The sequence below is a fragment of the Salinicola lusitanus genome, from assembly GCF_003206045.1.
Lineage (GTDB): Bacteria > Pseudomonadota > Gammaproteobacteria > Pseudomonadales > Halomonadaceae > Salinicola > Salinicola lusitanus.
Genome location: NZ_PZJM01000002.1, coordinates 70,636 through 95,998 on the forward strand (window position 1 = coordinate 70,636; position 25,363 = coordinate 95,998).

At 65.6% G+C, this 25,363-nt stretch carries 22 protein-coding genes; 14 read left to right on the forward strand and 8 right to left on the reverse strand.

Features of this window, described 5'->3' with window-relative positions; all coding sequences use genetic code 11:
* Position 1: 1 nt before the first annotated feature.
* Positions 2-1,744, reverse strand: coding sequence for a bifunctional ornithine lipid synthase OlsF (gene olsF / locus DOM45_RS02145; RefSeq protein ID WP_110597881.1), 1,743 nt, complete (start codon positions 1,742-1,744; stop codon positions 2-4).
* A 116-nt stretch (positions 1,745-1,860) separates the two neighbouring features.
* Between olsF and DOM45_RS02150 the strand changes: the two genes are divergently transcribed.
* Positions 1,861-2,832 (forward strand): NAD(P)H-quinone oxidoreductase, encoded by a 972-nt coding sequence (locus DOM45_RS02150; RefSeq protein ID WP_110597882.1) that lies wholly within the window; start codon positions 1,861-1,863, stop codon positions 2,830-2,832.
* 65 nt (positions 2,833-2,897) lie between these two features.
* On the opposite strand, the gene DOM45_RS02155 is transcribed toward DOM45_RS02150, so the two are convergent.
* Positions 2,898-3,407 (reverse strand): 3'-5' exonuclease family protein, encoded by a 510-nt coding sequence (locus DOM45_RS02155; protein ID WP_110597883.1) that lies wholly within the window; start codon positions 3,405-3,407, stop codon positions 2,898-2,900.
* A 125-nt stretch (positions 3,408-3,532) separates the two neighbouring features.
* Positions 3,533-4,048: a tetratricopeptide repeat protein gene (locus DOM45_RS02160; RefSeq protein ID WP_110597884.1), complete on the reverse strand. Its 516-nt coding sequence runs from the start codon at positions 4,046-4,048 to the stop codon at positions 3,533-3,535.
* Between the two features lie 317 nt (positions 4,049-4,365).
* Between DOM45_RS02160 and DOM45_RS02165 the strand changes: the two genes are divergently transcribed.
* From DOM45_RS02165 to DOM45_RS02175, 3 genes are all read left to right on the forward strand, one after another.
* The gene (locus DOM45_RS02165; protein WP_110597885.1) at positions 4,366-5,403 is read left to right on the forward strand and encodes an NADP(H)-dependent aldo-keto reductase; all 1,038 of its coding nucleotides are present in this window, start codon (positions 4,366-4,368) and stop codon (positions 5,401-5,403) included.
* A 93-nt stretch (positions 5,404-5,496) separates the two neighbouring features.
* A complete protein-coding gene (yaaA, locus tag DOM45_RS02170) occupies positions 5,497-6,279 on the forward strand; it encodes a peroxide stress protein YaaA (protein ID WP_110597886.1) in 783 nt (260 codons plus the stop codon).
* A gap of 138 nt (positions 6,280-6,417) precedes the next feature.
* On the forward strand, positions 6,418-7,248 hold the full coding sequence (locus DOM45_RS02175; protein WP_110597887.1) for a Tim44 domain-containing protein: 831 nt from the start codon (positions 6,418-6,420) through the stop codon (positions 7,246-7,248).
* Between the two features lie 104 nt (positions 7,249-7,352).
* Here DOM45_RS02175 and DOM45_RS02180 read toward each other — a convergent pair whose 3' ends face one another.
* The gene (locus DOM45_RS02180; protein WP_110597888.1) at positions 7,353-8,114 is read right to left on the reverse strand and encodes an SDR family NAD(P)-dependent oxidoreductase; all 762 of its coding nucleotides are present in this window, start codon (positions 8,112-8,114) and stop codon (positions 7,353-7,355) included.
* A 133-nt stretch (positions 8,115-8,247) separates the two neighbouring features.
* Positions 8,248-9,027, reverse strand: coding sequence for a sulfite exporter TauE/SafE family protein (locus DOM45_RS02185; RefSeq protein WP_205909377.1), 780 nt, complete (start codon positions 9,025-9,027; stop codon positions 8,248-8,250).
* 302 nt (positions 9,028-9,329) lie between these two features.
* On the opposite strand from DOM45_RS02185, the gene DOM45_RS02190 reads away from it, so the two are divergent.
* Positions 9,330-10,646 carry an aspartate aminotransferase family protein gene (locus tag DOM45_RS02190; RefSeq protein WP_110597889.1) on the forward strand — a complete coding sequence of 439 codons (1,317 nt, stop codon included), beginning with the start codon at positions 9,330-9,332 and terminating at the stop codon, positions 10,644-10,646.
* Between the two features lie 128 nt (positions 10,647-10,774).
* Here DOM45_RS02190 and pdxR read toward each other — a convergent pair whose 3' ends face one another.
* Positions 10,775-12,325 (reverse strand): MocR-like pyridoxine biosynthesis transcription factor PdxR, encoded by a 1,551-nt coding sequence (gene pdxR, locus DOM45_RS02195; protein ID WP_240612262.1) that lies wholly within the window; start codon positions 12,323-12,325, stop codon positions 10,775-10,777.
* 159 nt (positions 12,326-12,484) lie between these two features.
* On the opposite strand from pdxR, the gene DOM45_RS02200 reads away from it, so the two are divergent.
* From DOM45_RS02200 to DOM45_RS02235, 8 genes are all read left to right on the forward strand, one after another.
* Entirely contained in the window at positions 12,485-13,888 is a 1,404-nt protein-coding gene (locus DOM45_RS02200; protein ID WP_110597890.1) for a sodium/glutamate symporter, read from the forward strand.
* Complete coding sequence (locus tag DOM45_RS02205; protein WP_110597891.1) at positions 13,885-15,513, forward strand: amidohydrolase; 1,629 nt, start codon at positions 13,885-13,887, stop codon at positions 15,511-15,513. The genes DOM45_RS02200 and DOM45_RS02205 overlap by 4 nt, the downstream gene beginning before the upstream one ends.
* Positions 15,506-16,462, forward strand: coding sequence for a CobW family GTP-binding protein (locus DOM45_RS02210; RefSeq protein WP_162302589.1), 957 nt, complete (start codon positions 15,506-15,508; stop codon positions 16,460-16,462). Before DOM45_RS02205 ends, DOM45_RS02210 begins: the two co-directional genes overlap by 8 nt.
* Positions 16,463-16,668: 206 nt before the next feature.
* Complete coding sequence (locus DOM45_RS02215; protein WP_240612263.1) at positions 16,669-17,580, forward strand: transporter substrate-binding domain-containing protein; 912 nt, start codon at positions 16,669-16,671, stop codon at positions 17,578-17,580.
* 97 nt (positions 17,581-17,677) lie between these two features.
* On the forward strand, positions 17,678-18,319 hold the full coding sequence (locus DOM45_RS02220; protein ID WP_110597893.1) for an amino acid ABC transporter permease: 642 nt from the start codon (positions 17,678-17,680) through the stop codon (positions 18,317-18,319).
* A gap of 23 nt (positions 18,320-18,342) precedes the next feature.
* Positions 18,343-19,008 carry an amino acid ABC transporter permease gene (locus DOM45_RS02225; protein WP_110597894.1) on the forward strand — a complete coding sequence of 222 codons (666 nt, stop codon included), beginning with the start codon at positions 18,343-18,345 and terminating at the stop codon, positions 19,006-19,008.
* Positions 19,001-19,840, forward strand: a complete 840-nt coding sequence (locus DOM45_RS02230) for an amino acid ABC transporter ATP-binding protein (protein WP_110597895.1) — start codon at positions 19,001-19,003, stop codon at positions 19,838-19,840. Before DOM45_RS02225 ends, DOM45_RS02230 begins: the two co-directional genes overlap by 8 nt.
* Positions 19,841-19,921: 81 nt before the next feature.
* Complete coding sequence (locus DOM45_RS02235; protein ID WP_240612264.1) at positions 19,922-20,878, forward strand: D-2-hydroxyacid dehydrogenase family protein; 957 nt, start codon at positions 19,922-19,924, stop codon at positions 20,876-20,878.
* A gap of 110 nt (positions 20,879-20,988) precedes the next feature.
* Here the strand turns inward: DOM45_RS02235 and DOM45_RS02240 are convergent, their stop codons facing one another.
* Positions 20,989-21,675: a glutathione binding-like protein gene (locus tag DOM45_RS02240; protein ID WP_110597896.1), complete on the reverse strand. Its 687-nt coding sequence runs from the start codon at positions 21,673-21,675 to the stop codon at positions 20,989-20,991.
* A 130-nt stretch (positions 21,676-21,805) separates the two neighbouring features.
* Positions 21,806-22,516, reverse strand: coding sequence for a glutathione S-transferase N-terminal domain-containing protein (locus DOM45_RS02245; RefSeq protein WP_110597897.1), 711 nt, complete (start codon positions 22,514-22,516; stop codon positions 21,806-21,808).
* 235 nt (positions 22,517-22,751) lie between these two features.
* On the opposite strand from DOM45_RS02245, the gene DOM45_RS02250 reads away from it, so the two are divergent.
* Complete coding sequence (locus DOM45_RS02250; protein ID WP_110597898.1) at positions 22,752-25,103, forward strand: FdhF/YdeP family oxidoreductase; 2,352 nt, start codon at positions 22,752-22,754, stop codon at positions 25,101-25,103.
* The last annotated feature ends 260 nt before the right edge of the window (positions 25,104-25,363 follow it).

The window sequence follows — 25,363 nt, forward strand, 5'->3', positions numbered from 1 at the left end:
CTCAGCCCGCGCTCAGCGCCGGCGTCACCGCGTCGGCGCCGACATAGCGGCGCCGCTTGTCGGGCTTGAGCCGGGTGACGTCGACCACCACCAGGCCATCCACGCAGAAGCCGAAGTCGGTGTCCACGCCGAACCCCAGAAAACGCACCGCACCGGGTTCGGCGACCTCGCAGTACTGCTTGTAGAGCACCGGCACGCTCACCCCCATCGCCTCCAGCTGCTCGCGCAGGCGGCGGAAGTCCTCGTCGCGATCGCCGCCGTCGAACAGCCGCTCCGCCTCCAGCCGACCGGCGTCGGAGAGCACGAACGGGGCCCGCGGCCGCACGCCCTCCTCGGGATCGCCGTAGTAGTGGCGGTAGTAGCTGATCAACAGCTCGCGGGCGCGTAGCGGCAGCGTGGCCGAGAGCGAGACCGGGCCGAACAGCCAGCGCACCTGCGGATGATGGCGCAGGTAGGCGCCCAGCCCCTGCCACAGATAGTCCAGGCTGCGCCGCCCCCAGTAGCGCGGCTGGACGAAGCTGCGACCCAGCTCGAGCCCGTGGCGCAGCTCGTCCCAGGGTGCCGTCTCGAGGTGGAACAGGGTCGCGGCGTAGAAGCCGCCGGGGCCGTGGGCGTCGAGAATCGACCCCGCCTCGCCCAGGCGGTAGGCCCCGGCGATCTCCAGGTCACGATCGTCCCACACCAGCAGGTGGCGGTAGTAGTCGTCGAAGGCGTCGAGATCGCGCCGCCGACCGGTACCCTCGCCGACCCGGCGGAAGGCGATCTCGCGCAGCCGACCGATCTCGCGCAGCACCACCCCGTGGGGCGGCCCCTCGACCAATAGAATCTGCTTGCCATCCTTGGTTTCGCCCAGCCGGCGCGCCTCGCGCAGCGCTTCACGCAGCGCCTGCCGGCTCTCCGGATGGGCGATCGCCGCCTCGCCGCGGAACAGCCCCTTGCGGCCCTGCCCCAGCCGATAGACGTGCTTGCGCAGCAGCTTGAGCGTCGCCTCCGAGCGCAGGCCGCCGCGGGCCAGTTGCTCCAGCGGCAGCAGGTCGCCGATACGCACGCGGAGCTGGCGATCGCGCTGGCGAAACATCTCGTGCGGCAGCAGCAGGGTCCCGATCTCGTCGCGCAGGGCCGCCAGGGCGTAGAACAGCCAGGAGTTGCGTCCACCCACATGCAGCGGCAGCAGTGGCGCGTTGGTACGGCGCGCCAGATGGAGGACCCCGGCCTGCCAGCGGCGATCTCGAATGCCCCGCGGCCCGGCCCGCGAGACCTCGCCGGCGGGAAACACGATCACCGCCTCCTCGCGGTCCAGCGCCGCCTCGATCGCAGCCAGGCTGCGCCGATAGCCGCGCCGGTTCAGGTTGTCCAGCGGCAGCAGACAGGGCGCCAGCGGCTCGATCTGGGCCAGGATCGAGCTCGCCACGATGCGCACGTCACTGCGTACATCGGCCACCAGGCGCAGCAGCGCCAGGCCGTCGAGCGCGCCCAGCGGGTGGTTGGCGACGATCAGCACGCGCCCGAACACCGGGATGTTCTCGCGCTCCCGCGAAGAGACGGCGTAGCCGAAGCGGAAGTAGTCGAGCACCTGTTCGACGAAGGCCAGGCCACGGGTCTCGCGGTGGCGCGCCAGGAAGTCGTTGATCTCGCGCTCGTGGATCAGGCGACGCATCAGCGCCGTGGTGCAGTGCCGCAACCAGCCAGGCAGGCGACGAAAGCCGCCGAGGTGTCGTTCGAGCAGCGTGCCGGTGTCGATCATGAGCCATCCCCTCTCTCACTTGGGAGGCTGCCAGCATGGCGCTGACATATGACAACGGCGTGGCCATCGCCGGGCTGCTAGAGTGAGGGGATGCCACTATCGAGGAGAGCAAATCGATGCACGCCATCGCTATCGAATCCGGCCAACTGATCTGGCGCGAGCACGACGATCCCGGCGCGCTGGGCGCCAGTGAAGTGCGCATCGAAGTCGCCTGGGCAGGCATCAACCGGGCCGACCTGATGCAGCGTGGCGGCAACTATCCGCCGCCGCCGGGTGCCTCGGAGATCCCGGGACTGGAGGTCAGTGGAACGATCATCGAGATCGGTCGCGGCGTCGAGCGCTTCCGGCGTGGCGATCGCGTCTGCGCGCTGCTTGCCGGTGGCGGCTATGCCGAGCAGGTGGCGGTGGACGAGGCCCAGGTGCTTCCCATTCCCCAGGGCCTGGGTCTGCGGGAGGCAGCGGCCCTGCCGGAAGTCTTCGCCACCGCCTGGCTCAATCTCTACATGGAGGGCGCGGTGCAGAACGGCCAACGGGTCCTGCTGCACGCCGCCGCCAGTGGCGTTGGCACCGCCGCGATCCAGCTCTGCAAGGTCTTCGGCAACCCCTGTTTCGTCACCGCGGGCAGCGCCGACAAACTGGAGACCTGCTACCAGCTCGGGGCCGATGCCGGCTGGAACCGTCACGACGGCAGTTTCGTCGATGCGGTCAAGGCCTGGGGCGGTGCCGATATGATTCTCGACCCGGTCGGCGGCGATTACATCGCGCAGGATCTGGCCGTTCTCAACCCCGACGGCCGTCTGGTGCTGATCGGGCTGATGGGTGGAGTCGAGGCGCAGGTCAACCTGGGACGCATGCTGATGAAGCGCCAACGCCTGATCGGCTCCACCTTGCGCTCGCGCTCGGCCAAGGCCAAGGGCGCCATTCTCGATGCGCTCCATGCCCATGTATGGCCCAAGCTGGCCAGCGGCGAGATCAAGCCCCTGATCGCTGGCACCTGGTCGGTGCAGGAAGCGGAGAAAGCCATGCAGCATCTGTCCGACAACGCCAATACCGGCAAGATCCTGCTGAGCGTCAGCGGCGAGGGATGAACCGGCGAGGTACGCCAGAGCGGGTACGAAGCGTCGGCGAGCAAGGGCAGTGTTCGTGCCCGCCGCTAGTCGACGCCCAGCGTCGCCTTGTAGGTCAACTGCAGCAGCCGGGCGTCGTCGCCGGCACGATGGCGGCGGATGTCGTGCTCAGCAGCGATCCGCTCCTTGGTCTGGGCCCAGCACTCGGTCTGGGCCTCGCTCAGCAGGCGCCGCAAGGCCTCCAGCCGAAACCGCGGCAGCATGCGAGCCTGATCGAAAAGCAGCGATAGCCAGGTATTGTCGTAGCCCCAGCTATCGCTGTAGGCGATGCCGCTCGCCGCCAGTTCGTCGTTGAGCCAGCGTGCGACTTCGATCGGAGGATAACCCTCGCGGATCAGGCGAGCGCGGGATATCCCGTGCAGCAGTTCGGCCTTGGGGTCCCAATGGGTCCACTCCTGCACCGGCTGGATCAGGAATGCGCAGCGGCTGCCATCGGGTCGGGCCAGGCCGACCTCGATGGGATAACTGCCGCGGCCAAAACCGGAGGCCTCGATATCTAGCAGGGTGGGCAGCAACACGTCACGGGCTCCTTCCATGATGCCGTCTCATCTTGCGACGCCGATGATGCGCCATCATGACAGTGTTGAAGCGCGACTTCATCCCGCCACCAGGCTGCAGGAGAGGTCACGCGGCGGTAGGCCCGGATTAGGTGGCGTGCGTCTCAGTGCGCCGCGAGCGCGGCGGGTGCCTCGCCGGCGGGGCTCTCTTCGCTGAGCTGGCGGGTCCAGCGCTGCCAGTCGTCCGCACGAGCGGGATCACGGGGCAGGCCCAGCTCGCCGTGCCGGTAGGCATCGGCCAGCCGCTTGGCGGCCTGGACATGACCATTCTCCCCCGCGCGGGCGTACCAGGTCACCGCGTGATGCTCGTTGGGCTGGTACTGCGAACATCCCAGCTCGTAGATGCGTCCGGCCTGGTACTGCGCATGACGATCTCCCTGCTGGGCCGCCTGCAGGACGTAGCGCGCGCCAGTGGACTTGTCACGGGGAGAGATACCCCGGTGCATCAACACCCGCCCGTAGAGCGATCGCGCCGGAACATGGCCGGCATCGGCACAACGCTTGAACCAGCGCAGCATCAATCGCTGCTTGCCCGGCGACCGCGTCATCCAGCGCGTATGGCTGAGTTGCGTGGCCAGACGGAACTCGAATCGCGTAAAGAAAGAAAACGTCTGTGGCATAACTGACAGTGACCCTGGAGACTGGGACCCGTTAACGGTCCGAACTACCGTGTCGATCTGGACGCATCTTGTTTTCTATTACCGCAACACCAGGCAACGCTCTATGGCGCGTCGGAATCGACTCTTCACAGGCGCGCTCGGCCGAGGGCCGGGCGGCGAAAGGCCGCAAGGATACGCCTGCCCGCGTGGCGACTCAACCCCCCGCGCCCAGAGCCGGTTTGCCGCTTTCCGACGGCGCCAGTAACATACGATTTCCAACGGCTTTTTCGTGACGCCTCAGGCTCTTCAACATCCGTTTTCCCCATCTGGAGCGCAACATGCAGCGACGCCCCCTTGGCAAGACCGACATGCAGGTCTCGCGCCTGTGTCTAGGCACCATGACCTTCGGCGAACAGAACACCGAGGCCGAGGCGCACGAGCAGCTCGATCGCGCCATCGCCGCCGGCATCAACTTCATCGACGCCGCCGAGATGTATCCGGTGCCGCCGAAGCCGGAAACCCAGGGCCGCACCGAGGCCTATATCGGCAGTTGGTTGAAGCAGCGCGGCAAGCGCGACGAGCTGATCATCGCCAGCAAGGCGGCGGGTGCCGGACGCGGCATGGCCCATCTGCGCGGTGGTCCGCGACACACCCGCGAACAGATTCACCAGGCGCTGGATGCGAGCCTCCAGCGACTGCAGACCGACTACCTCGACCTCTATCAGCTCCACTGGCCGGACCGTCACGTCAACTGCTTCGGCCAGCTCGGCTACCTGCCGGGCGACGATAGCGACGCGACGCCGCTGGAAGAGACCCTGGGCGCACTGAAAGAGGCCGTCGACGCCGGCAAGATCCGCGCCGTCGGGCTCTCCAACGACACACCCTGGGGCGTCATGCGCTGCCTGCATCTGGCCGAGACCCAGGGCCTGCCTCGCGTGGCCAGCGTTCAGAACCCCTATAACCTGCTCAACCGCAGTTTCGAGATCGGCCTCTCCGAGATCGCCCACCGCGAGTCCGTCGGCCTGCTGGCCTACTCGCCCCTGGCCTTCGGGGTGCTGTCAGGTAAATATCTCGACGGTCAGAAACCGCCCAAGGGCCGGCTGACGCTGTTCGAGCGCTTCTCGCGTTACACGTCGGACCTGGCGCAGGAAGCAACCCAGGCCTACGTCGATATCGCCCGCCAGCACGGCCTGGACCCGGCCCAGATGGCACTGGCCTATGTGACTTCCCGGCCTTTCGTCACCAGCAACATCATCGGTGCGACCACGCTCGAGCAGCTCGATGCCAATATCGACAGCGATGGACTCGAGCTGTCCGCCGAAGTCCTCGAAGCGATCGAGGGGGTGCATCGACGAATTTCCAACCCCTGCCCATGAAACTCGGCCCTGAGACTCGTTTTCGAAACTCGGTCCTGATGGTCGCCGCCAACGACGACCGATAACGCCACCTCCAACACGGGTAAGCGCGCCATGCTCAGCATCCTCTCTCCGGCCAAGACCCTGGATTTCGAGACGCCCCCGACGACCCGGGACGTCACCCAGCCCGATTATCTCGACCTGAGTCGCGAACTGATCGACATCCTGCGCGGCTATTCCCCCCAGCAGCTGTCGGAGCTCATGGGCATCAGCGACAAGCTCGCCGGGCTCAACGCCGCCCGTTACGCCGACTGGAAGACCCCGTTCTCGCTGGATAACGCCAAGCCAGCGGCGCAGGCCTTCCAGGGCGATGTCTACGTCGGGCTGGAGGCGACCACCTTCAGCCAGGCAGACAACGCCTTCGCTCAGGATCATCTACGGATTCTATCCGGGCTCTACGGCATGCTGCGGCCGCTGGATCTGATCCAGCCCTACCGCCTGGAAATGGGCATCCCGCTGGACAATGCCGCCGGCAAGGATCTCTACGCCTACTGGCGGGAGCGGCTGACGCCCGATCTGGACCAGGCCGTCGCCGCCAGCGGCAGCTCGACGCTGGTCAACCTCGCCTCCAACGAATACAGCAAGGCGATCGACTTCAAGAAACTCCAGGCCGACGTGGTCTCGCCGGTATTCCAGGACGAGAAGAACGGCCAGTTCAAGATCATCAGCTTCTATGCCAAGAAGGCTCGTGGCCTGATGGCCGCCTGGCTGATTCGTGAACGAATCGAGGACCCCGCGGCATTGACCGGATTCGATGTCGCCGGCTACCGCCATGCACCCGACGAGTCCAAGCCGGGCAAACCCGTCTTCCGCCGCCGCGAACGGGATCGTGAGTAGAGACACACACGACCAAAGAATCGGAGCGAAGGTCACGCCGTTCAGCTTCCATTCACGCCCGTCTGCAACAATGCCCGCAGCAACGAGTGCGCGACGTCGTCACTCGACCCGCAATAACGCTGATTTCAGGAGAACGCCATGCGTCATCTGCTCGTCATGTTGATGGTCGGTATGCTCGGCTTTGCCGCCGCCGTCGACCACGCCGAGGCTCGCCGTATGGGTGGCGGCAAGAGCTTCGGTTCTTACTCGCGCTCGGTGCAGCAGCCAACCCCGACCACGACGCGCACCAACGCATCCGCCCCGCCCCGCCAGCCCAGCGCCGGACTGTCGCGCTTCGCCGGCCCGCTGGCGGGAATGCTCGCGGGTGGCCTGCTGGCGTCGCTGTTCTTCGGTGGCGCCTTCGACGGGTTCCGGATGATGGACTTCCTGCTGATCGCACTGGTCGCTTTCATCGGCTTCCGGCTGCTGGCGGGCCGTCGACGCCACGCCCCGGCCGGCCATCGCGATGACGCTCAGGCGCATCATGACACCAGCGCCCAGCCGAGCCCGTTCATGAGCACCGGCGGGTCGGGCACGAGCACCGGCGGCATCGCCTCCGAGCCGGAGTGGTTCGATCGGGAACGCTTCCTGGCCGGCGCCAAGGAGCACTTCACCACCCTCCAGCGCGCCTGGGACAACAACGACCTGAGCCGGATCCAGGAGTACGTCACCCCCGAGCTCTACAACCTGCTGAAAGCGGAGCGCATGGAGCAGCCGGCCAACAACCGCACCGAGATCGTGCGCCTGTTTGCCGAACTCGGCAGCGTGCAGGAGTTCAAGGACGAAGCCGAAGCCACGGTGCTGTTCCACGGCATCCTGGAGGAGAATGGCGAGGAGAACGAGTTCAACGAAACCTGGCACCTGAAGCGGGCGCTGCGTGACGGTGCACCGTGGTACGTCCAGGGCATCGAGCAGAATCCGAACGTCTGACAAGTTTCGCCCCATCCTCAACGAGAAGACCCGAGCCCTGCACTGACAGGCTCGGGTCTTTCTCATGGTGGCGCCATCAGCGCCGGGATGGCGACGCGCTCCCCTCAGTCGTCGCGATCGATCGCGAACGCCGACCAGGCCTGGCGTGTCGGCATCACTTCCAGACGGTTGAAGTTGATGTGCGGGGGCAGCGTCGCGATGTAGAACATCTGCTCCGCGATGTCCTGGGCAGTCAGCGCCGTCGTGCCCCGATAGAGGTTGTCGGACGCGGTCTGATCGCCGCCGGTGCGCACCAGCGTGAATTCGGTTTCGGCAATACCCGGGGCCAGGTCGGTGACCCGCACGCCGGTACCCAGCAAGTCGCAGCGCAGGTTATAGCTGAACTGCTTCACGAACGACTTGGAGGCGCCGTAGACATGGCTGCCCGGATACGGCCACTGGCCGGCGATGGATCCCACGTTGATGATCGTCGCGCCTTCTCCCACCTCGATCAGCGTCGGCAGCAGCGCATGGGTCACGTTGACCAGCCCGGTCACGTTGGTATCGATCATGGTGTGCCAGTCCTTCAGCGCGACCTTCTGGGCCGGCTGAGGCGCCAGCGCCAGGCCGGCGTTGTTGACCAGCGTGCGCACCCGCTTGAAGCCTTCGGGCAGATCGTCGACCGCCCTCTGCACGGCTTCGTCGTCGCGCACGTCGAGCACGATGGTATGCACCGCCACCTTGTCGGCCAGCTCCGCCTCGAGTGCATCGAGGCGTTCGCCACGACGCCCGGACAGCACCAGCGACCAGCCGGCTTCGGCGAAACGATGGGCCGCGGCACGCCCGAACCCGGAAGTGGCACCGGTAATGAAAGCAACATCGCTCACAGCATTCTCCTTGTCTGACTTCGAGTGACCGGACGCACGACCGCGTCCTTCGTTAACGACTGAAATTCATCCTGACACCCCCTCGCCACGCAGGGTCTACCCTGCGATCACGAGACGCGGGTGGCGGCCAGCCCTACAGGATTTCCCGGGCCAGCACCCATATCGATAGCACGATCAACAGCGGCGCCACGGTGACCTTGAGCGAGCGCGGCGGTGAACGCTCGAAGGCCCACTGCCCCAGTCCATTGCCGAGCAGGGCTGGCACCAGCAGCCACGCCGCCCGAGACAGCGTCGTCCCGTCCAACCCTCCGGCCAGCCCGAGCCCGATCAGCGACGCACCACTGCTGGCAGCGAAGAACAGGATAGCCGTCGCTCTCAGTGCCACCGGACGCATCCGCTGGTGCAGCAGATAGAGCATCAACGGTGGGCCACCGGAGGAGGCCAGGGTCATGCACAGCCCGGATATCCCCCCGGCGGCGATGCTCGATAGCCGACCGGGCGGCGGCGTTGCCCCCCCGCTCGTCGCAATATCGGTGGCCGCGAGCGCCTGGGACGGTTCACGACGCCACAGCAGCGCCAATGCCCCCGCCAGTGCCAACAGGGCGATCGAAATCCGCATGGGTGAAGCCGGGATGGAAGTGATCAGGCTCACGCCGACGACGGTCGCGACCAGCATGCCAAGCAGAAGGCGACGCAGGCGTGGCCAGTCGGCGAGACGACAAGCTCGCCGCCACAGCCCGACACTGGTGATCAGATCGAGCAGCAGCGCCAGCGGCACGGCCTCGATCGGCGGCAAGAACAGCATCAGCCCCAGCGCCATCAGCATCGCGAAACCGAATCCGCAGTAACCTCTGACGAGACCGGCAAAGCATGCCAGGGCGACGGCCGGCCACAACAGGGGCATCGATGACATCGGCGGAGCTCCCTCCTGTTGGCCGCAGGCAACCTTTCGACAAGGCAGCAACCATACTCAGGCGCTCCCGCTCTGGGTAGGGCCAGTTTCCCCGCCACCACGGGACATCCCGATGCGTCTGTCACGAGACCCGACACATTCTGGCTCTAAGAGATTCGTATGACGCCCCTTAGTCTCTGGGCTGTCGGCGCCTGGACTGTCGCTCGTAGCCGAGCGCTCACGGCTGACGGCTCGTCATCCCGACACTCACTTCAACGCCCACTCACGCGCCGCCCTCCGGCACCGATAACAGGAACCCTGCCATGACCGACATTTCCAACGACATCGTCCAGCAACTCGATCGCCAGCACGTGTTTCACTCCTGGTCGACACAGGGCAGTCTCTCGCCGATGGTGATCGCGGGAGGCAAGGGCTGTCGGCTGTGGGATTACGCGGGCAAGGAGTATCTGGATTTCAGCAGCCAGCTGGTCAACACCAACATCGGTCACCAGCACTCCAAGGTCATCGCCGCGATTCAGGCCCAGGCGGAACAGCTGACCACCGTCGCCCCTGCCCACGCCAACCTGGCCCGCGGCGAAGCCGCCAAGCGCATCCTGGCCCGGGCGCCGGCGGGTTTCGGCAAGGTGTTCTTCACCAATGCCGGCGCCGACGCCAACGAGAACGCCATGCGAATGGCACGCGCCGTCACCGGTCGCGACAAGATCCTCTCGGCGTATCGCTCCTATCACGGCAATACCGGTGCCGCGATCGTCGCCACTGGCGACCCGCGCCGCGTCCCCAATGAGTTCGCCCGCGGCCACGCGCACTTCTTCAACCCGTTCCTCTATCGCAGCGATTTCTGGGCGGGCAACGAGGAAGAGGAGTGCCAACGTGCCTTGCAGCATTTGAAGCGGGTGATCGAGTGTGAAGGGCCGAGCGCCATCGCCGCCATTCTGCTGGAGTCGATCCCCGGCACTGCCGGCGTGCTGATCCCGCCCAAGGGTTATATGGAAGGTGTCCGCAAGCTGGCCGACCAGCACGGCATTCTGGTGATCTTCGACGAGGTCATGGCGGGTTTCGGTCGCTCCGGCAAATGGTTCGCGTTGGAGCACTTTGCCGCCAAGCCGGATCTCATCGTCTTCGCCAAGGGTGTCAATTCCGGCTACGTCCCCGCTGGCGGCGTCATCATCTCCGACGAGATCTGTCGCCACTTCGACGACCACATGTTCTTCGGCGGCCTGACCTACTCCGGGCACCCACTGGCGATGGCGTCGATCGTGGCCACGCTGGATGCGATGAGCGAGGAAGGCGTCGTGGAAAATGCCGACCGGGTCGGCAACGGCCCGCTGGCCGCCGGCCTGCAGCAGCTGGCACAGCAGCACGCCGTCGTCGGTGAAACCCGTGGCCTGGGCGTTTTCCATGCGCTCGAACTGGTCAGCGATCGCGCCACCCGCGCGCCCCTGCCGGCCGCCGAGATGGGCAAGATCAAGAGTGCGCTGATCGCCAAGGGCCTGCTGCCGTTCGTGGTCGAAAACCGTATCCACGTGGTACCGCCGTGCATCGTCAGCGAGGCGGAAGTGGCCGAAGGGCTGGCGATTCTCGACACGGTGCTTGGCGAGGCCAGCGCTCGACTCGCCTGATCGTCCCTCAGTCCCGGTTCCAACGACAGACCGCCGTGGCCATGGCCACGGCGGTCTGTCGCGTTGCGGCGATCGATTGGCCATCACGCGTTGCCCCACCGGCCGAGCGGCCGGCGCTCGCGCCTCGTCTAGCCGAAAGCCCGCGCCAGGGATCGAATCCCCGGCTCGATTCGCTCGGCATCGATAGCGCCGAACCCCAGGCGCATGTAGTTGCGCGGCGGCGCCTGGTCGAAGAAGTGCTGGAACCCGGGTTCGATCAACACGCCATGCTGGGCGGCCTGCCATGCCAGCCGCTGAGTATCGACAGCCTCGGGCGCCTCGAGCCAGAACACGCTGGCATGGTCGCCGCCCACTCGGCGGCAATCGGCCAGCTCGCGGCCGATGGCGGCGTTCATGATCTCCCAACGCTGGCGCATCTCGTCGGCGAACAGCCGCAGATAGCGATCGTAGTGCCCCTGGGAGAGAAACTGCGCCAGCTGCTGCTGAAGGCCGGACGGCGGATGTCGATACATCAGTCTTCTCAGCGCGCGCAGTTCCTCGATGAGTTCCGCGTCCGCCACGACATAGCCCAACCTCAGCCCGGGCGAGAGCGGCTTCGACAGACTGCTCATGTAGATCACGCGGGAACCCGCTCGGCTCGCCTTCAGCGCCGGTTGGGCATGGCGGTCGAAGTTGACCTCTGCATCGTAGTCGTCTTCCAGCACGATCTGGTCGCGACGCTGGATCTGCTCGATCAACGCCTCGCGCCGGCGTCGGCTCATGGTCACGCCGGTCGGCCCCTGATGGCTGGGCGTCACGTAGAGATAATCGCTCTTCGCCGCCGCCGCATCCAGGCACATGCCCTCGCTGTCGATCGACTGATAGCGTAACTGCGCCCCTTGGCGCAGGAAGACGTTGGCGGCCTCGCGATAGCCGGGGTTCTCCATCGCAACCCGGGTTCGCGCATCGAACAGCAACTGGGCGATCAGGAAAAGCGCGTTCTGCGAGCCCAGCGTGATCAGGATCTCGTCACTGCGCGCATGGATGCCCCGCTTGGGCAGCACCCGGGTGCGTAGTTGCTCGATCAGCATCGGGTCGTCCTGATCGTAACGATCGCTCAGCCAGTGCCGCTCACGCCGGCCGCCCAGCAGCAGGCGTGAGGTTTCCCGCCACTGCTCCAGCGGAAACAGGCGCGTATCCAGTTGGCCGTAGACGAAAGGAAATTCGTAGTGCATCCAGTTGCTGGGCCGGAGAACACCCTGCAAATGGCTCGGTCGATGGGTAAAACGACTGCCCCAAGCGGGTGCATCGACGACCTCGTCGCGGGAACATCCGCCCGTTTCCGGTGCATCCGGCTCATGGTACGCGTCGTGGAGGTAGTAACCGCTACGCGGCCGACTGACCAGATACCCATCCTCCACCAACCCTTCGTAGACGAGCGCCACGGTGTTGCGCGAGATACCCAACTGCAGCGACAGCTTGCGACAGGAGGGCAGCGCCTCTTCGGTGGGGATCGTGCCGGTATGAATGGCATCCAGCAGCGCCTCGCGCAGCTGCTCCTGCAGGCCGCGCTGAACATCGAAATCGAGATGGAAGTAGTGGTCGAGCATGCCGAGCTCCCGCTGAAAGACGACATACCACTCCTGCAAGATTCGCGCCATCGCCGGCAGCGACGCGGGCGGGGAAGGTAGAGGCACCATCAACTGTCTCGACCACGGGGAGAATCTGTCCTGTAGCACCACGGTGACGGACTTTAGTATGACATCCACAACGTCACCCAGCCGACGCCGGGGTCATCGCAGCGCCGCCGAAGTGGCTCGGATATCCGACATAACAACATCAATCACGAGGACAAGATCATGGGCAGTACCTTCCACGGCGTCATCGCCTTCGCGCTGATCGCCGCCCTGCTGGTCGCCGGCAGCCTGCTGCGCAGCCGCCTCCCGTGGCTAAGAGCGAGCCTGGTCCCGGGCAGTATCGTCGCCGGCATCCTCGGCTTTGTCTGCCTCTCCACGGGGCTGATCCCCGGCTACGGGCCTTCCGACTTTACCGCCCTGGCCTTCCACTTCTTCACCCTGAGCTTCATGTCGCTGTGTCTGACGGGCAGCCCCAAGCCGGCGGCGGGCGAAAAACGTCACGGCATCGTCGGCGGCGGGCTGTGGCTGACGCTGATCTGGACCGCCAGCCTCGGGGCGCAGGCCGTGATCGGTTACGGCGTGATGGCGGGCTACGATCTGATCACCGGCAGCGATCTCAGCCCGCTGCTTGGCGCCATCGTCACCCACGGGTTCACGCAGGGGCCAGGGCAGGCGCTGACCTACGGCACGATCTGGGAGAATGACTACGGGATCGCCAATGCCGCCCAGGTCGGCGTGATCTTCGCGTCGCTGGGCTTCGTGGCCGCCTTCGCCGTCGGCGTACCCGCCGCGCGCTACTTTCTCAAGCGCGGCCTCAACGCCAATCGCACCTCGACGCTCGACGACGACTTCATCCGCGGTTTCCACACCCCGCGGACCCAACCCTCCGCCGGCAAGCAGGTCTCGCACTCGGGCACCGTGGACTCGCTGGCCTGGCATCTCGGCCTGCTGGGCGTGGCCTACGTCGTCACCTACGCCTGGCTGACCATGATGCAGCCGCTGGTGGCGGGCAACCAGGTGCTCTCGGTCTTCTTCAGCTACAACCTGTTCTTCATCCACGGCCTGACGGTGTGCGTGTTGATGCGCATGGCGATCGATCGCTGCGGCTGGACGGACAAGGTCGATGACGACACGCTCAAGCGGATCACCAGCGGCTCGGTGGATTTCATGGTCGTCGCCACGTTGATGAGCATCCAGATCGCGGTGCTCTCCGCCTTGCTGATCCCGATCCTGCTGGTCGCGGTGGTCGTGACGCTGGTCACCTTCCTCGGCGCGATGGCGATCGGCAAGCTCAGTGGCCGGCTCGGACCGGAGCGTGCCGTCACCGCCTTTGGCTGCTGCTGCGGCTCGACCGGCACGGGCCTTTTGTTGCTGCGCATGCTGGACGCGGACTTCAGCACCTCGGTGCCCAAGGAGCTGGCGTTCTTCAACATTGCCATCATCGTGGTCAATATCCCGACGCTGTTCTTCGTTGCCCCCATCGCCCCGACGCTCGGCACCTGGAGCTATCTGGCGATCTTCGGCGGCTACCTGCTGCTGATGCTGATCTGCATCCCGCTGCTGCTGAAATGGCAGCGCCGCCGGGACGACCGGACACCTTCGGTTCAGGAGCCGACTCCCTCATGAAGCCTCGTATCTTCTCCGCCCGGCGCATTCTGACCATGAATCCCTCACTGCCGGAGGCTACCCACGTCGCGGTGCGAGACGGTCGGATTCTCGGCGTCGGCTCGCTGGAAACGCTGGCCGATCTGGGCGAGTGCGAGCTCGACGAGCGCTTCGCCGACAAGGTGATTCTGCCCGGCTTCGTCGAGGGCCACAGTCACGCCCTCGAAGGAGTGCTGTGGGAATACCCCTACGCGGGATTCTTCCCACGCCAGGATCCCGACGGCCACACCTGGCCGGGACTGACCGATATCGCCCGGCTCCAGCGACATCTCCAGGAACAGCTGGCCAAGCTCGACGACGCCACGCCGCTGATCGCCTGGGGCTTCGATCCCATCTACTTCCCGGATCGGCGCCTGGATCGCAACGACCTCGACGCCGTCGACGACCAACGGCCGATCGTCGTGATCCACGCCAACCTGCACATGATGACCGTCAACAGCGCCATGCTGCGTCTTTCCGGACTCGAGTCTCATGCCGATATCGAGGGCGTGGTCACCTTCGACGACGGCCGCCCCAACGGAGAGCTGCGCGAGATGGCGGCGATGTTCGCGATCTTCGACACGCTCGACCTGGATCTCTTCGATCGCGGCAGCGAAGCGGCGACGCTGGAACGCTACGCGCGCATCGGCCAGCGCCACGGGGTGACCACGCTGACCGACCTCTATAACCCGCTCAGCGAGACCGGCGTCGAGAGCATGCAGCGCACCTGCCGCCGGGACGACGTCCCGATGCGTCTGGCGCCGGCCATGAGCGCACTGACCTATACACCGGACGATGGCATCGAACGGGTGCTGGGCTGTCGCGAGAAGAGCAGCGACAAGCTGCTGTTCGGCCTGGTCAAGCTGATGACCGATGGCTCCATCCAAGGCTATACCGCGCGCCTGAAATGGCCGGGCTACCACGACGGCTCGCCGAACGGGATGTGGAACGCCGAGCCGGAGCGACTGACCGAGATCGTCCACCGCTACCATCAGGCCGGGCTGCAACTGCACATCCACACCAACGGCGACGAGGCTGTCGAGCTGATGCTGGATGCCATCGAGTCGGCGCTGGAGCTCTGGCCCCGTGCCGATCACCGCCACACCCTGCAGCACTGCCAGATCATCAGCCACGCCCAGTTGAAGCGCGCGGCACGGCTCGGGGTGTGTCTCAACATGTTCGCCAACCACCTCTACTACTGGGGCGACATTCACCGCAGCCGCACGCTGGGGTTCGAACGCTGCCAGCGTCTCGAACCGCTGGCCTCGGCGGACCGCCTGGGTATCCCCATCGCCGCCCACTGCGATGCCCCGGTCACGCCGCTGGCGCCGCTGTTCACGGCGTGGTGCGCCGTCGCACGCCAGACCGCCGACGGCGAGGTGCTGGGGCCCAACGAGGCGCTGAGCGTGGACCGCGCCCTGCGCCTGATCACGCTGGATGCCGCCTACACCCTGAAGCTCGACGATCGCGTCGGCAGCCTGGAAGTGGGCAAGTTCGCCGACATGGCCGTGCTCGACGAGGACCCACGCGACGTCCCGCTGGATCGGCTGGCATCGATCCGCGTGGCGGCCACGGTCGTCGGCGGTCATGTCTTCGACAATGTCTGAGCCGACCGCCGACCCGATACCGGTGACCCTGATCGCCGGCTATCTCGGCGCCGGCAAGACCACCTGGCTCAACGCTCACCTGCGGGACGGCGTGACGCCCGGAACCCTGGTCCTGGTCAACGATTTCGGCACCATCAACGTCGATGCCGAGCTGATCGACTACGCCGGAGAACGGCTGCTCAAGCTCAGCAGCGGCTGCCTGTGCTGCTCGCTGAGCGACGAGCTGGGAACCCAGCTCTCGCGCATCGGCCGCTGGCCGGAACCGCCTGCCGCGCTGATCATCGAGACCAGTGGCGTGGCCCGGCCGCACCGGATCGCCGACATGATTCGGGTGGCCCGTCGCTTTCGCCTGGCGCGCACCGTGACCCTGGTCGATCTGGCAAGCCTTGGCCAGCGCCTCGCCGATGCGCGAGTCGCGGACCTGGTGGCCGGCCAGATCCAGAGTGCCGATCTCCTCTGCACCAATCGCGGCGAGCGCCTCGACGCCGACGAGCGGCAATGGCAAACGGATCGACTCCGCGCCCTCAATCCCGCGGCCCCCATCGCGTCCGGTCAATCTCTTCCAGCACGGGAGACGCCGAAGCCTTCCTCCGCGCCCGATCGAGGTACCTCAGCCTCGACGTCGGATCGTCACCCGGCGTGGCAACGCCGCCCCACCGGCACCAGGGTCCACGGCAACGAACCCGAGTGGCAACGTTTTGCGATCGACCTTCCAACGTCGCTGTCGCGTTCGGCGTTGGAGGCCATCCTGGCCGATCATGCCGTCGGCCTGGCCCGGGCGAAGGGATTTCTCGAGGCCGATGGGCGCCACTACGTCTTCCAGTGGAGCGGCGGTCGCGCCGAGTGGACGCCGACAACGCCACGGCCGGGCACAGGCACGCTCGTGGGCATCGGCTTCAGGGGTGAAGCCTTCGCGACCTTGATCCAGGCCCTGAAAGCGCTCGACTGATGGGCTGACGACAACGCCAATCTGGCCAGACGACTGTCGCCAACTGGCTCTATAGCCACCGCCTCGGGATTCTTTAGGGTGGAACCACGATACGCCGCCAAGGCGCCATGCCATGGCGTGTCCGGCCGATCAGCGATCGACACGGACCCGCGATCCATCAACTCCAACAACAATAGCGTTCAACAACAACATAGAGGGTGACCTACATGATGCGATTCTCCGCCCGCAAAACGACTTCCGGTTCGCGCCTGTCCCGGATGGCCGCGAAAGCCATGGCCGGCTCGCTGTTGGCCGTGTCACTGTCGAGCCTGTCGCTGACGGCACTTGCCGCCGACCTCCCGGAGATCGAGAGCCGCGGCAGCCTGAGTGTCGCGACCGAGGATAACTACGCGCCCTTCAACTATATCGAAAACGGCGACCCCGTCGGCTTCAATGCCGACATGCTGGAAGAACTGCGCCAATACGCGGACTTCGACGTCGATCAGGACATCCTGCCCTGGACCGGCCTGCTCGCGGCCGTCTCCACCGGCCAGTACGACATGGCGCTGACCGGCGCCTCCGTCTCCGACGAGCGCCTGCGCGTCTTCAACTACACCGCGCCCTATGCCTCGGCGCAGCACTTCGCGATCACCCGAGCCGGCGATGACAGCATCCAGAGCGTCGCGGACCTGAGCGGCAAGAAGCTGGGCGTGCAGGCCGGCAGCGTGCTGCTGTCCCGCCTGCCCGAACTCGAGAAGATGCTCAGGGAGAGTGGTGGCGAGCTGGGCGAGGTGGTGCAGTACGAATCCTACCCGGAGGCCTTCGCCGACCTGGCCAACGGCCGTCTCGACTTCGTCATCGACTCCGCCGTACCGGTCAATACGCTGGTGGCGTCCAAGCCGGATGTCTTTGCCAAGGGGCCAGCGGTGTCCGGTCCCGGATACGTCTCCTGGCCGATGCCGAAGTCGAGCCCGGAGCTGCTCGAGTACATGGATGGTTTCCTCGACCACATGCGTGACACCGGCCGTCTGGCCGAGCTGCAGGAGAAATGGTTCGGCGAGAGCTTCCCCGACCTGCCCACCGAGCCGCTGACCAGCGTCGACCAGTTCCACGAGCTGCAATTCAGCAACATGAAGTAAGCCATCGGCTCGTTGCGCCATCGCCAACGAACCACCGACATGACGCTGCGGCGGGCCCGCGGCGTCATTGGCTTCGAAGTCTCGTGGAGGATGCCTCATGAACGCCAGTGCCTGGCAAATGCTGCTGGACGGTGCCTGGACAACGATCTGGATCTCCGGCGTCTCCATCGCCATGGGTGTGATCGCAGGACTGCTCATCGCGCTGATCCGGATAGCCAGGATCCCCGTGGTCGACCAGATCCTGGTGCTCTACATCAGCCTGGCGCGGGCCACACCGCTGGTCACGCTGGCGCTGTTCATCTTTCTGAGCGCACCGACCTTCGGTCTCAGTCTCAATCGCAACGTCGCCGGCATTCTCGCCCTGACGCTCAACACCACCGCGTTCAACGCCGAGATCTGGCGCAGCGCGTTCCGCAACTTCTCCCGGGAACAGCGCGAAGCGGCCATGGCCACCGGCATGACCCCCTGGATCACCTTTCGTCGCATCATGCTGCCCCAGATGATGATCACGAGTCTCCCTGGGCTGATCAACGAAATGTCGTTTCTGATCAAGGGCAGCCCGGCGATCGCGGTGATCGGTATCGTCGACCTGACCCGCGTGACCAACCGCATTTCCGCGGTGACCTATGAACCTCTCCCTCCCATCCTGGTGGCCTGCGCGCTCTACATGGCGATCATCGGCTGCCTGGTCTGGCTGCAGCGGCTCGCCGAGCGCCGTGCCAATCGACTGGCCATGTGACCGGACAACGCCAAGGAGCGATCATGAGCAACTGGGAAATTCTGTGGGGCGCGCGGGAGCAGTTCTGGTCCGGTTTCGCCAGCACGATGGAGATCTTCGGCCTGTCGATCAGCGCCGCGTTCGCGATCGGCTGCGGCATGCTCTATCTGCTGGAGGGCAGTCGGCCCCGGCTCACCGTGCCGGTCCGGGTATTCATCGACGCCATGCGCATGCTGCCGTTCCTCATCCTGGTCTATCTGCTCTACTACGGCCTGCCGGCGTTCGATATCCGGCTGGACGCCTGGTGGTCCGGCGTAGGCGCGCTGGCGGTCTACCACGGCTGCTACTTTGCCGAGATATTTCGCGGCGCGCGGCTGACCTTCCCGCCCGGCCAGGTCGAAGCCGCCAAGGCCCACGGTTTCACCAAGGGCAAGATGTTCTTCCGCCTGATCCTGCCGCAGATCGTGATGCAGACCCGGCCGCTGCTCGGCAACCAGTTGATCTATGCGCTCAAGGACACCGCCTTTCTGGTGATCATCACCGTCCAGGAACTCACCGCCGCGGCCAACAGCCTGTCGGGAACCTATTTCATTCCCACCGAGGCCTTCATCGTGGTCATCGGCTTCTACTGGGCGGTCAGCGTGGTCATGGAAATCATCATCAAACAGTGTGGCCGCTTCAGCGCCAAACGGGGATTCGACCATGTTTGAGAAAAGCACGCCGGAACCTGCCGGGTCTGGACAAACCACGCCCGAACAGAGCGCGCCCGACGACACAGCTCGCAGCGACCGGATCGCGGTCTCGATTCGCCATCTTTCGAAGAGCTTCGATGGCGTCGAGGTCCTGCGTGACGTGGACCTGGAGGTGCGCGAGGGCGACGTGGTGACGATCCTGGGCTCCTCCGGCTCCGGCAAATCGACGCTGCTGCGCTGCATCAACTGGCTGGAGCGCCCCGACAGCGGCAGCATCCATATCGGCGGCCAGCGCATCGGCGTCAACGACGCCGGCCGGCCGATGCCGGTGCGCGAGCTGGCCAAGGTTCGCGCCCGCACCGGCATGGTGTTCCAGAGTTTCAACCTGTGGCCGCATCTCAACGTACTGCACAACGTCACCGAGGCGCCGATCCACGTGCTCGGCAAGTCGAAAGCCGAGGCCGAAGCGCTCGCCCGCGACCTGCTGGAGAAGGTCGGCATGTCGCCCAAGGCCGATGCCTATCCCAGCACCCTCTCGGGCGGGCAGAAACAGCGCGTGGCGATCGCTCGCGCCCTGGCGATGCAGCCGGAGGTGATGCTGTTCGACGAGCCGACGTCGGCGCTCGACCCGGAGCTGGTCGGCGAAGTACTGGCGGTGATCAAGGATCTCTCCGCCGAGGGCTACACCATGGTCATCGTCACCCACGAGATGGCCTTCGCCCGCGCCGTGTCCGATCAGGTGGTGTTCCTCGAGAAGGGGCTGATCATCGAGCAGGCCGACCCGGAGACCTTTTTCACCAACGCCAGTACCGAGCGGGTGCGGCAGTTCCTGGAGCGCAACGAGGGTTGAATCCAGGCCGCGAAAGCGACTCGACAGCCGACGGCGAAAGTGCCAACAATGCGACAACGCCATCATTTCGAGGGAGCTGCCATGTCGATAACGGTTACGGTCTTGGACGACTATCAGGGATGCTGTGCCTTTCTCGACGCCGCCCACGAACTCGACGGCAGCGATGTGCGCCTGGACATCGAACATCGGCATCTCGACGCCGAGGCGCTGCCCGCCCGCCTGGCCGCTAGCGACGCCATCATCCTGATCCGCGAGCGCACCTCGCTGACCCGCGAACTGCTGGAACAGCTGCCCAACCTGAAGCTGGTGGTCCAGACCGGGCGGCTCTCCTCGGCCATCGACGTCGCCGCCTGCGAGGCGCTGGGCATCGCCGTTCGCGACGGCGGCGGCTCCCCGGTCGCGCCGGCAGAGCTCACCTGGCTGCTGATCATGGCCGGCTGTCGACGCCTGGGCGGCTATCTCGCCCGCCAGGCCGAAGGCGACTGGCAGCGCACCAACGAGCGCCTGGAGGCGGAGTCGCTGGGCCACGCCGTCCATGGGCGTACGCTGGGCATCTGGGGCCTGGGCAAGATCGGCAGCCGGGTCGCCGGTTACGCCCAGGCGTTCGGCATGAACGTTGTCGGCCACGGTCGCGAAAGCAGCGCCGGGCGCGCCTTCGAGCTGGGCGTCGAATTCGAGCCCGATCGACACGCCTTTCTCGCCCGCTGCGACGTGATCACGCTGCATCTCAAGCTCAACGACGACACGCGCGGCATGATCACGCCGGCGGACCTCGCCGCGATGCGCGCCGACGCCCTGCTGGTCAACACCAGCCGCGCCGAGCTGATCCGACCGGGGGCGCTGCTCGACGCGCTAGACGCCGGCCGCCCCGGCGCCGCCGCGCTGGATGTCTGCGAGAACGAACCCGACGGTGCCACCGCCTATCAGGCCCACCCCCGCGTGCTGGCCACACCGCATATCGGCTTCGTCGAGAAGGACACCTACGAACTCTATTTCTCGACCGCGTTTCGCCAGGTCCGGGAATTCTTTTCACCCTGATCGGGCAAGTCAGAACCGATGGCCCAGAAACGACCCTCCCGGCCGCAGCCGGGAGAGTCGTGATCGAGTCGGATGCCTGACCGACCGGGTCGAACGCAGCGGCGTCGATATCACCGCCCGAACAGGTGCTTGCGCGCCTCGTCGGTCATCTCGACATTGTTGGCGGGATTGATCTCCTCCGCCTTGGCGTAGGCGCGTCTCACCGCATCGCGTTCGCCGACCTGCTCGAACCAGCGCTGCAGGCTCGGGTAGTCCTCCATGTCCTGGCCCTGCTTCTCGAACGGCTTGATCCACGGCCAGATCGCCATGTCGGCGATGGAGTAGTCGTCGCCGGCCACGTAGTCGTTGGCATCGAGCTGCTTGTCCAATACGCGGTAGAGCCGCGACGTCTCGTTCATGTAGCGCTCGACGGCGTAGTCGATCTTCTTCGGCGCATAGTGGCGGAAATGATGGTTCTGCCCCGCCATCGGCCCCAGCCCGCCCATCTGCCAGTGGAGCCACTGCAGCACGCGATAGCGCTGGCGGCCGCTCTTGGGCAGAAACTTGCCACTCTTGTCGGCCAGATACTCGAGGATCGCGCCGGATTCGAACAGCGACAGCGGCTGCCCGCCGTCGGCCGGGGCGCGATCGACGATCGCGGGGATGCGGTTGTTGGGGGCGATCTCGAGAAATTCGGGCGTGAACTGCTCGCCCTTGCCGATATCGACCGGATGGATACGGTAGTCGAGCCCCGCTTCCTCGAGGAACAGCGTGATCTTGTGACCGTTGGGGGTCGTCCAGTAGTAGAGATCGATCATCACAGGCTCCTGTCGTGACGCCCGGCGATAAGCCGGATGCTGTCAGGATAGGCTTTGCGGGGGGCGGCGTCTCGCGCGACGTCGCCCCAGGCGGTTCAAAAGCGCCTGCTCTATCGGTCAGCGCCCTAGATCAACTGGCGTAGGCGCCATCGACATCGACGATCCGCGTGGCGTTGCGGCCGACGCCATCATGGAGATCCAGCATGCGCTGGAACCAGGCGTAGACGGGATCGGCGTTGGAGACCAGGTCGGCGGCGGAGGTCACCCTCGCCCACATGAACGCGCCCACCACCAGATAGTCCGCGGCGCCGGCCTCGTCGCCGTCCAGGAACGGCGATTCGTCCAGTCGCCCGCGCATCGGCTCCAGCGCACGGTCGAGCATCGACAGCCCCTGGCTCGGCGAATGCATCTCCTCCAGGGTGCGACCGAACACCTTCTCGCGCGAGGTGCGGAAATAGTCGCGGTCGTCCGGGTGAATGGCGTTGAAGACATCCATCAGGATCGTACGCATGACGCCCGGCGCCAGCGAACGCTCGGCGTAGAACTTGAAGAACCGCGCCCGGGCTTCGGCCGTGGCATCGCCCAGTAGCGGCTTTTCCGGGTAGGCACGGTCGAGATAGCGGAAAATTTCATAGCTATCGACGACCGTCTGGTCACCGTCGACGAAGACCGGCACCTTCGTCTGGTCCGAGAAGGCGATCGCCTCCTTGTCGGTGAACTTCCACGGCACGAATTCGCAATCGAGCCCTTTATGCGCCAGCGCATACCTGACCCGCCAGCAGTAGGGCGAGAATCGCAGTCGCTCGTCGCGCCCGCACAGATCGAACATTTTACGGCTCATGCCACACTCCTCGTTGGATACGGCTATCACGGCTGCAGTGCTCGCAGCATGTCCAAGGGAGGGGAAACCGTCAAACCCTGAACATGTACTCGCACGGTCCAGATTGCCTCGGCGCGAATCGGAAATCGTTGCCATACTGTTACGGATAGCAGTCATACCGTGAGCCTGCGAGTCACCTTTTCCAGCAGGAGCACGGCGGGTTTACCACCTCAGATCGATCACGAAGGAGTGGATCATGGTACGCCGACTCAAGGACGACGAACTGCACGGTAGCCAGGGCAAACACGATGCACCCGGCGGCGGCTGGCAGTCGATCCAGGCCACCGAGGCGCATTTCCTGCGCGAGAAGGTGCCGTTCAAGGGCAACGGCCTGATGTTCAAGATCAACCACCCCGATGGCGGGTTCGAGTGCCCGAGCTGTGCCTGGCCCAACCCGGCCAAACCCGGCCCGGCCGAGTTCTGCGAAAACGGCGCCAAGGCGGTCGCCTGGGAAGCCACGGCGGCGCGGACCACGCCGGAGTTCTTCGCCAGCCACACCGTTGCCGAGCTGCTCGACTGGTCGGATCATGCCCTCGAGAAGCAGGGCCGCCTGACCCATCCGATGCGCTACAACCCGGCCACCGACAAGTACGATCCGATCGACTGGACGACGGCGTTCCGCGAGATCGGCGAGCGGGTGAAATCCTATGACCCGAAACGGGTCGAGCTCTACACCTCGGGACGCACCTCCAACGAAGCGGCATTCCTGTGGCAGCTCTACGGCCGGATGCTGGGCACCCACAACTTCCCCGACTGCTCCAACATGTGCCACGAGACCACCACCGTGGCCCTGCCCCAGAGCATCGGCGTGGGCAAGGCGACCACGGTGCTGGAGGATTTCGAACACGCCGACTGCATCTTCCTGTTCGGCCAGAATGCCGGCACCAACAGCCCGCGGATGATGGGCCTGCTGCACGAGGCGCGCCTGCGCGGCGCCGAGGTGATCACCTTCAACCCGCTGCGCGAGCGGGCGCTGGTCAAGTTCGCCAATCCGCAGACGCCCCGGGACATGCTGACCAACCACGGCGTGCCGATCAGCTCGCAGTATCATCAGGTCCGCATCGGCGGCGATATCGCCGCGATCCAGGGCATCTGCAAGCGTATCCTCGAGGTCGACGACGAGGCCCGCGACAGCGGCGGCGAGCGCGTCATCGACCACGACTTCATCGCGATGCACACCGACGGCTTCGAGGCGTTTGCCACTCACTGCCGCAACCTGCCGTGGGAGCGAATCGAGCGCCACAGCGGTCTCGAACGGGCGGCGATCGAGCAGGCCGCCGAAGCGTGGATCCGTGCCGAGCGGGTGATCTGCTGCTGGGGGATGGGCATCACCCAGCACATCCGTGGCGGCGACAACATCCACCAGATTCTCAACCTGCTGCTGATGGGCGGTCACATTGGCCGTCGCGGTGCCGGCGCCTGTCCGGTGCGCGGCCACTCCAACGTCCAGGGCGATCGCACCGTGGGGATCTTCCACAAGTCCGGCGAGGCGTTCCTGTCGAAGATGGACGAGGTGTTCGGCATCGAATGCCTGCGCGAGCACGGCCACGACGTGGCGCTCTGCTGCGAGGCAATCCTGCGTGACGAGGTGGATGCCTTCCTCGGCATGGGTGGCAACTTCTTCCGCGCCATCGCCGACCAGGCTCGCATCGCCCCCCACGTCGAGAACATTCCGCTGACGGTGCAGATCGCCACCAAGCTCAACCGCAGCCACCTGATTCACGGCAAGGCGGCCTACCTGCTGCCGGCGCTGGCAAGAACCGAGAAGGACGTCCAGGCCGGCGTCGAGCAGACCATCACCATCGAGGACGGCATGTGCAACGTGCAGGGCTCCAAGGGCGCGCTCGAGCCGGCGTCAGAGCACCTGCGCTCCGAAATCGCCATCGTTGCCGGCCTCGGCAAGGCGACGTTCGCCCCCAACCCCAAGGTCGACTGGGAGTGGCTCGCCGAGGATTACGCCCGCATCCGGGACAAGATCGAAGCGACCCAGCCGGAGACGTTTTACGCTTTCAATCAGCGACTGAACGACCAGGGCGTGTTCCATCTCGATATCGCCGCCCGCGATCGTATCTGGAACACCGACTCCGGCAAGGCCCACTTCCTGTTCCCCGCCGACCATCTCACCGAGGATGCCTCCGAGCCGGGGGACGCCCATTTCCAGCTGCTCTCGATCCGCGGCCACGATCAGTTCAACACCACCGTCTACTCCTACGACGACCGCTACCGGGATGTCTACGGGACCCGCATGGTGCTGATGATGAATCCCGCCGACATCGAGAAGCACGGTTTCGAGGCCGGCAACAAGGTCACCCTGAAAACGGTGAGCGACGATGGCATCGAGCGTCAGGTCTCGGGCTTCAAGATCATCGCCTACGATCTGCCGGAGAACTGCCTTGGCGCCTACTATCCGGAGGTCAATGACCTGATCCCCGTCGGCAACCGGGACAGGCAGAGCAATACCATCGCCGGCAAGTCGATCCCGGTGACACTGGCGTTGATGAGCACGGAGGCGGTGGAAGCGGAGACCGGCATGCTCGCCACCGGCTGATGCCGCCCCCTCACCCGACTCCCCCCTCCAGCCCCGTCGCCGCCTGCCCTCCGGTAGGCGGCGATGTCCATTAGTCGCAACGCCGTCCCCGTAAACGCTCGCTATCGTCCCTCCAGTCGACCTGAAAAGGCTTCACACTCAGCCACTTGGCCAACACCGGCACCACCTGACGGTCATTGGTAATACCATTTACCCATGATTGGCAGCCCCTCCGTCTGTGGTTATCTTCCGAGTCAATCGCCGCGACCGGCCTGCGAAGC